We start from the raw sequence: 7,237 nt of genomic DNA on the forward strand, positions 1-7,237 counted from the left end.
TCACTTTCCAAACCATTGGATTAAACCGACTGGGAAATCACTTACATTAAGGCCTATTAAAGAACTTAATGCATTGTCATCAAACCCTGCCCAGCAAAGCTCACCTAGTTCATCATTGAAATTATCTAATGTATTTCTCAATGTTTGTGCCATCAACCCTATCTCAATAAGAGAATATCTATATCCTCTTTTTTTATACTTAGCAATCGCTTTTTTAATATCTATTGCATATGCTATGAAATAATTAGAGATAACTTCTTTATTAGGTAGCGGTGGTAAAATATTTACTATTTCTTTTAGATCACAATTTGAAAATGTATTTATTTTTTTCAAAGAATTTCTTTTGCTATCGTAAACATAACTACCACATTCTAAAAAATCGTTATTTTTATCTAAAACGCATAATACTGGTGTAATAGTATACAATCCTCCAGCTGAAGGGTACTTTTTGTGGTCATATCCTTTATTAAAACTAAAAGCATTACTCATTATTATACTGATTTCTTCTTTGTTTAAAGGTCTTTTACTATATTTTCTTTTACTTTCATTTTTTATCTCTGTTCCTTCTGTTAACATAACCTCATATTCATAAATATTAGGTAGACTTTGAGAGTACTCTGCTTTTTTCAACCATTCTAGTAATTTGTCATTAATAGGCCTGACAGAATTCATTCTATTAGCCAAAGTAGTACTTTGATGAAATTTTTTAACATCTTTTAAAGATTTCGGATCTATTAATTTATCTAAATCATAATCCCAAATATTATTACCCATAACAATCACACACTTCCCAATGAATTGCTAAATCTCGACTTAAGTTTTTTTCTACTGCGTCATATTCTATTATCTCATTAATATCTTCATATGATTGTTTGATACTTAGAATTCCATTTTCTGGTCTAATACAAATTTGTTCTAAATTAAACCACAAAATATCAATGATTTTAAAAATATCTCTATTGTCTAATTTATAACCCACATTGAAATCTGTATGATTAGAATACATCATGTCAATAAAGCTTTGGTAATTACCATTAGTAGAATACTTTTCATTTCTTAATTGTGTTTCTAAATTCTCTATAGAGCATCTATGGCAAGGGTTTTTCCACATATTTGAATATAAGTTATCAAAGTAAAATTTGTTATTATATGAAAAATTCATGCTTAATATAGCATTGCTCTCTTTAACTTTATTATTAATATATAAAGCCTTTTCTTTAGAATATGGGTTTAGAAAACAGATTAATAAGGTTTTATCATTCAAATTTTCTAAATTGAAATTGTTATCATTCAAATAAATTATTTCTAAATTTGAAAATATATCTAAACTTTTTCTAAAAAATGATTTATGTATGCTCAGGTATTCATCATTGTTTGAATATATTATAATTTTTTGTATATTATAGGTCATATTACTCTTACTTATTAATAAACCAAAATGTTCTAAGAACTCTATAACTTCTTTGTAATCGCTTTCGAAATTATTTTTAATTTGTTCTATACTGATTGACGATACACTTCTTACATCTAACCAATAAATAAATTCTTTCAACTTATCATTTTCTATATCTACAATACCCTTTTCTGTTTGAACAACTATATTTTTGTTTGTTGTTTCATATAAAATAAAATTAGTTATCTTAAAATCGTCCATTTAAATTCCCCTCTGTCAGTTAAGAAGTAGCATGAAGAATTGAGTAATTCTTCATGCTACTTCTACTTAAAAGTTCTTATAATTATATTTGAAATCCTATTAATCTTTAACAACAACGGAGCTACTACAGCATCCGCCACCGCCACCAGTAGTATCTTGTTTCAATCTCTCTGACTGAGCTACAACAATGCCTTTTCCAAATTTATCAAAATTTGTATTCATAGTATTTCCACTCCTTTTAGTTGGTTTATTGTATAATAACACAATTTTCTGAAAAATCAACCTTATTTCGATACTTTTACAATTGAAATATACTGATTTTTTTAAAATTATATGTTGTATAATATTCATAGTGTCTATTTTTAGGGAATTTATACAAAGCACTTCCCAGTTTTGCTTATTAATTAAATTAACTTTATTAATAACCTTCGTTTTTGACACAAAACCTCTTAACTATAAATTAGGAGGTTTTTCTTGGATATTTAAGTCTATAAACTTGTGCTATAATCAATGTATCATAAATATCAAAAATCATGAGTTTTTAGACGATGAGAGACGCGTTTATTTGCATCGAGAATTAGATTTCGTTAATAAGTACCCATAAAACGATTAAAAGAGGTGGTATTCAAATGGCTAAAATTGGTTATGCACGTGTATCAACACAAGATCAAAGTCTTGATGGACAGATTGATACACTTGAGGAATATGGTTGTGAACGTATCTTTAGCGAGAAAGCGAGTGGCCGTAAAACGAATAGAACAGAACTTGATAAATGCTTAGATTATTTACGTAAGGGAGATATTCTAGTGATTTATAAACTAGATCGTCTTGGACGTACAACGAAACAATTAATTGAGTTATCACAATGGTTAGATGAAAACAGCATTGACTTACATATTATAGATATGAACGTATCAACGAAAGATGCGATGGGCAAGATGTTCTTTACCATGATGAGTGCTTTTGCGGAACTTGAAGCTAACTTATTAAGTGAACGAACTAAAAAAGGACTAGAAGCAGCAAGAACAAGAGGTCGAAAGGGTGGTCGCCCTTCATTACCTGACCATAAGAAAAGAGAAATCAAGTTCTTATATGATGAACAAAAACATACGGGTGAAGAAATTGCGAAGCAAACAGGTGTTAGCAGGTCTACTGTTTATAGAATAATAAAAATGAAGTAGTAAAAACAATTAATCACAGAAAGAAAACTAATGAAAGGAGAATCTTCAAATTAGAGATTCTCCTTTCATTAGTTTTTATAATCTATATTATAATTTAACGAGAATTTTTGCTTGTGATTTATCGTTTACAAGTTGTTCAAATCCTGACTCTACAATATCATCTAGCTCTATCTCATCAGTAACGACGTCTTTTACTTTTAAATTACCTTCGTTAATTAAGTCTATTGTTTGTTGAAATGTAGTAGGTGTATAAGCAATTGTCGAAGTAAGTTTTACACCTGTATTTGTTAATTGCATTGGATTCCATTCAATAGGATGGCCGAATATAGAAACTATAACAACAATACCTCTTGCTTTAGTAACATCTATTGCAGATTTAAGTGTTGGCGCTACACCAGCTACCTCAAATGCTACATCCACGCCATTATTAGTGTATTTATTAATAATATCACTTGGGTTTGATTCACCAGAATTTATCGTATGAGTAGCACCTACTGATTTAGCTTTATTAAGTCGCTCTTCCGATAAATCGAAAACAAATATTTTGCTAGCACCAGCTGCTTTGGCTGCTATAATTGTTAATAAACCGATTGGCCCTGCTCCAAAAATAGCAACAGTATCGCCAAATAGAACTTCGCCTTCTTTAATTGCTTGAACTGCAACAGCCGTCGGTTCTACAAGGGCGCCTTCTTTATCAGAAACATTATCTGGTAATTTATAAACATTCTCTTCTGGGGCGTTTGTAAATTCTGCAAATCCACCATCAGAACCTAAGCCTATAAATGAATAACCATCATAAAGGTCAATATTTTCTTCTTTTTCACGATTTGAAACTGTAGGATTAATAACAACACGATCGCCTTTGTTAAATTTTGTAACCTTAGAACCAATACCATCTACTACGCCTGCAAATTCGTGGCCTAATGTAACGGGCGCTTTTTGGCCAAGGAACGGGTCAGGTTTGTCTGTTGAAATAAATATAGGGCCTTCTAAGTATTCATGTAAATCTGTCCCACAAATGCCAGCCCAAGACACTTTAACTTTAACCTCATTATCTTGTAACTCTTTAGATTTTCGATCTTCAACTCGTACATCCTTTTGACCATACCAAACTGCTGCTTTCATTGATAAAACCTCCTTGTTTTAGTTAATTTAATAGTATGCCTTTTAAAAGTTACTTTGCAACAGAACCACTTTTATAATAACTTATGTTTGCGTAATAATTCTTCAATGAATGTGCCATGTATTTTTTCCATCGCTTTTTTTAGAACTGAACGTTTAAGAAAGTTCTTATTAACTAATTCAGGTAATGATTTACGATCGTTTAATTGATAATAAGCATCCATAAGTACACGTACATCAAATTCAGAAGCATACACTTCAGGTACACCTCTGTCTACTTCTAATAATTGATATACAGCTTCCATAGCCGTACGTACAGAATATTCAGTTGTGAATACTGTATCACGTTCTGTTTCAGCAAAATTACCTATAAATGCTAAGTTTTTAGAGCCATTAGGAACAACCAATGGACGATCTTTGTATGCTCTTGGCATAAAGTAAGCTGTCACGTAAGGCATATAAACAGGAATTGTATTACATTCTGTTTGTGCCAATTCAACTAACTCATCTTGTGGCACTCCCATATGATATAACCACTCTTGGCATATTTCACTACCTGTACATTCAGTGATTGGTTTTTTAATAAAATCACCTTTGACGTCAGAGTACAATGCATATATCCATATACTGGCTTGATCTTTAGGCTGCTCTTTAAATTGTTGTTGGCGGTTGACTGTAAAACTAAGTTGCCAACTAGAGTCAGCTACTGTTACAATCCCACCTGTAACGGTACGACCAGATAACACATCACGTTTACTTAACTTTTCAATATAAGAAATAACTTTTTTATTATTAGTTGTTGTTGTTGCAGATACTAGCCAACTTTTATTTGGAATATAATCACAGAATTTTTCAGGTCTCCCAAATTCTGGACTCTGATTAGCTAGATTCTTCCATAATGTCCAACTACCTCCCAATGCTTTCGTTGGTGGAGCAGGCTGGTCATTATTCCCATAAGTTGAGCTTTCAGTAATACTACCATTTGTTACAAAAACAAGGTCATCTAAAGTTAAGGGTATAGACTCTGTTTTACCATTTTTGTTTATAAGAAGTTCTCGTGCAATTTTCTTAGATGATGTTGAATCGACCAATATATTGTCAACTTGAACACCGTATTCAAAATGCACACCATATGACTTAAGATATTCTATCATTGGCAATACTAAAGATTCATATTGGTTATATTTAGTGAATTTTAAAGCACTAAAATTTGCCAAACCACCAATATGGTGAACAAAACGCATAAGATATCGTCGCATTTCCATTGCTGAATGCCAAGGTTCAAAAGCAAACATCGTCTTCCAATATAACCAAAAATTAGAGTTTAAAAAATCTTCAGTAAAAACTTCGGAAATTTTAACATCTTCTAAATCTTCTTCTTTTTTCATGCATAAACTTAAAATTTCTTTAATTGCTTTTTTAGATAATGTGAAATCGCCATCGGTCTCAATACGTTTTCCTCCACTATAAATGGCTCTACATTTTGAATAGTTAGGATCTTCCTTATTCAACCAATAAAATTCATCTAACACAGATGCTTCAGGTTGTTCTAATGATGGAATACTTCTAAATAAATCCCATAAGCATTCAAAATGATTTTCCATTTCTCTACCACCACGTACAACAAATCCATGATGCTCCATATTAATACCGTCTAAACTTCCCCCTGAGATGTTTAATTCTTCTAAAATATGGATATTTTCACCTTTCATTTGACCATCACGAATTAAAAAACATGCTGCTGCTAGTGAAGCTAAACCTGATCCAATCAAATATGCTGATTTTTTATCAACGTTTTCTGGTTTTTTCGGACGCGCAAAAGCTTCATAATTACTATTAGTATAATACATAAGAACATCACCCTTTTAATAAGTATAATTTCTTAATATTCCAATTCTTTATACTTTTAATATACGCCTCTGAGGATTAAAATACAAAAAATGATAAAATTTACTATTTTACTTTTATGATTTTTTGCTTTTTTAGGTTTTTATTGTAATTTGTTAACATAAGAGTATATTGTGGTTTTCAGGATTATATTAAGGAGAATTAACGATGAGTTTCAAAAAATTCATAATAGTTGATGGGGCAACATAAGGAAGACAAACCGCTTTTCAAATTACTTTCTCTGGTTTTGATGTAGCAATTTATGAAACGAAGGTTAATATGCGTTTTAGAATGCTGTGAGAAACGCTCAGTTGCATTGACAATCAATTTATCAAGATAATCCCTTATCATGTTTAATTCTATAAACTGTTTGTCTTGTAATATTAACTTCTTTGGCAATTTCACTAATTGCTTGCCCTTCTTCTAACATTTCCACCACGCGATGATAAATAACACGTTTCTGTGGGTCTTTAGCATTTGGTGAATAAAGTAAGGGGCGCCCTTTATATACGCCTTTTTCCTTCGCAACTTGAATTCCTTGCGCTTGTCGACGTTTACTTTCATTTCTCTCTTGTTCTGAAACCATTGCTAATATTTGAATGATTAAATCTTTCATAAACTTATCCAGTAATGGATTGCCAATCACTTCATTCATCATAGGTAAGCTGGTAATCATTAACTGAACGTCTTTTTCTTTTAAATAATTCACAGTTTCAATAATTTCATCATAGTTACGTCCTAAACGATCAATAGATTCCACAACGAATCGATCTCCCATTCTGACAAAATTGAGTGCTTCTTGAAATACAGGTCTATTTTCCACTGACTTTCCCGACTGTTTCTCTGTAAAGATTTTCTCCACACCAAACGTCTTTAAATTATCCAATTGTCTTTCTAAATTTTGATCTATCGAAGATACTCTCGCATAACCTAAAATCATTTATTTTCACTCCACAATTAATATACACCCTAATCATACGTTTTAATTGTTATAATTTCAACAATTCTTTTTGTATGATTAGGGTGTATCCTGTCTAATTTTTATCTTTCTTAAAATTTAGTAATATTATTTATCTTTATTTTCTTGGTTATTTAACTTATTGAGATAACGATAGATTGTGGTACGTGAAACTTTCCATTGTTCTGCAATAGTTTTAATTGGTGTTCCATTATCATAAAGTGTTTTGAGTAATTTTAAATCTTGTTTATTTAATTTTTCGGGTCGACCTCCATAGCGTCCTCTAGCACGAGCTGCAATTCGCCCCGCTGAAGAACGTTCTAAAATTAAATTACGTTCAAACTCTGCAAATGCTGCAAATAAATGAAATAACAATTGTCCTGTAGAACTTGATTTATCCATTGTTATATTTTCTTCTAAACTATGAAAACTCAC

Annotated in this window: 8 protein-coding genes; 1 reads left to right on the forward strand and 7 read right to left on the reverse strand. The window is 31.1% G+C overall.

All coding sequences use genetic code 11. The annotated features are described in order from the left end of the window. From ACZ267_RS12305 to ACZ267_RS12315, 3 genes are all read right to left on the reverse strand, one after another. The gene (locus ACZ267_RS12305) at window positions 1-774 is read right to left on the reverse strand and encodes a nitroreductase family protein (RefSeq protein WP_137685965.1); all 774 of its coding nucleotides are present in this window, start codon (window positions 772-774) and stop codon (window positions 1-3) included. Continuing rightward, complete coding sequence (locus ACZ267_RS12310; protein ID WP_002467459.1) at window positions 767-1,654, reverse strand: McbB family protein; 888 nt, start codon at window positions 1,652-1,654, stop codon at window positions 767-769. The genes ACZ267_RS12305 and ACZ267_RS12310 overlap by 8 nt, the downstream gene beginning before the upstream one ends. Before the next feature lie 99 nt (window positions 1,655-1,753). After that, window positions 1,754-1,876, reverse strand: coding sequence for a hypothetical protein (locus ACZ267_RS12315; protein WP_002467458.1), 123 nt, complete (start codon window positions 1,874-1,876; stop codon window positions 1,754-1,756). Between the two features lie 407 nt (window positions 1,877-2,283). Between ACZ267_RS12315 and ACZ267_RS12320 the strand changes: the two genes are divergently transcribed. Continuing rightward, window positions 2,284-2,835: a recombinase family protein gene (locus ACZ267_RS12320; protein WP_195225627.1), complete on the forward strand. Its 552-nt coding sequence runs from the start codon at window positions 2,284-2,286 to the stop codon at window positions 2,833-2,835. Between the two features lie 87 nt (window positions 2,836-2,922). Here the strand turns inward: ACZ267_RS12320 and ACZ267_RS12325 are convergent, their stop codons facing one another. From ACZ267_RS12325 to ACZ267_RS12340, 4 genes are all read right to left on the reverse strand, one after another. Continuing rightward, complete coding sequence (locus tag ACZ267_RS12325) at window positions 2,923-3,960, reverse strand: 2,3-butanediol dehydrogenase (protein WP_195225629.1); 1,038 nt, start codon at window positions 3,958-3,960, stop codon at window positions 2,923-2,925. Window positions 3,961-4,031: 71 nt separating this feature from the next. Further along, complete coding sequence (locus ACZ267_RS12330; protein WP_195225631.1) at window positions 4,032-5,807, reverse strand: oleate hydratase; 1,776 nt, start codon at window positions 5,805-5,807, stop codon at window positions 4,032-4,034. A 368-nt stretch (window positions 5,808-6,175) separates the two neighbouring features. After that, window positions 6,176-6,784: a recombinase family protein gene (locus tag ACZ267_RS12335; protein ID WP_182375798.1), complete on the reverse strand. Its 609-nt coding sequence runs from the start codon at window positions 6,782-6,784 to the stop codon at window positions 6,176-6,178. A gap of 126 nt (window positions 6,785-6,910) precedes the next feature. Further along, on the reverse strand, window positions 6,911-7,237 hold a 327-nt coding region (locus ACZ267_RS12340; protein WP_463680327.1), incomplete at its 5' end, for a helix-turn-helix domain-containing protein.

The sequence above is a fragment of the Staphylococcus sp. AC872 genome, assembly GCF_979255425.1.

Excerpts from the sequence above, each read along its gene's own strand:
- ACZ267_RS12310 (WP_002467459.1), bottom strand. The coding sequence starts at position 1,654 with ATGGACGATTTTAAGATAACTAATTTTATTTTATATGAAACAACAAAC.
- ACZ267_RS12320 (WP_195225627.1), top strand. The coding sequence starts at position 2,284 with ATGGCTAAAATTGGTTATGCACGTGTATCAACACAAGATCAAAGTCTT.
- ACZ267_RS12315 (WP_002467458.1), bottom strand. The coding sequence starts at position 1,876 with ATGAATACAAATTTTGATAAATTTGGAAAAGGCATTGTTGTAGCTCAG.
- ACZ267_RS12325 (WP_195225629.1), bottom strand. The coding sequence starts at position 3,960 with ATGAAAGCAGCAGTTTGGTATGGTCAAAAGGATGTACGAGTTGAAGAT.
- ACZ267_RS12305 (WP_137685965.1), bottom strand. The coding sequence starts at position 774 with ATGGGTAATAATATTTGGGATTATGATTTAGATAAATTAATAGATCCG.
- ACZ267_RS12330 (WP_195225631.1), bottom strand. The coding sequence starts at position 5,807 with ATGTATTATACTAATAGTAATTATGAAGCTTTTGCGCGTCCGAAAAAA.
- ACZ267_RS12335 (WP_182375798.1), bottom strand. The coding sequence starts at position 6,784 with ATGATTTTAGGTTATGCGAGAGTATCTTCGATAGATCAAAATTTAGAA.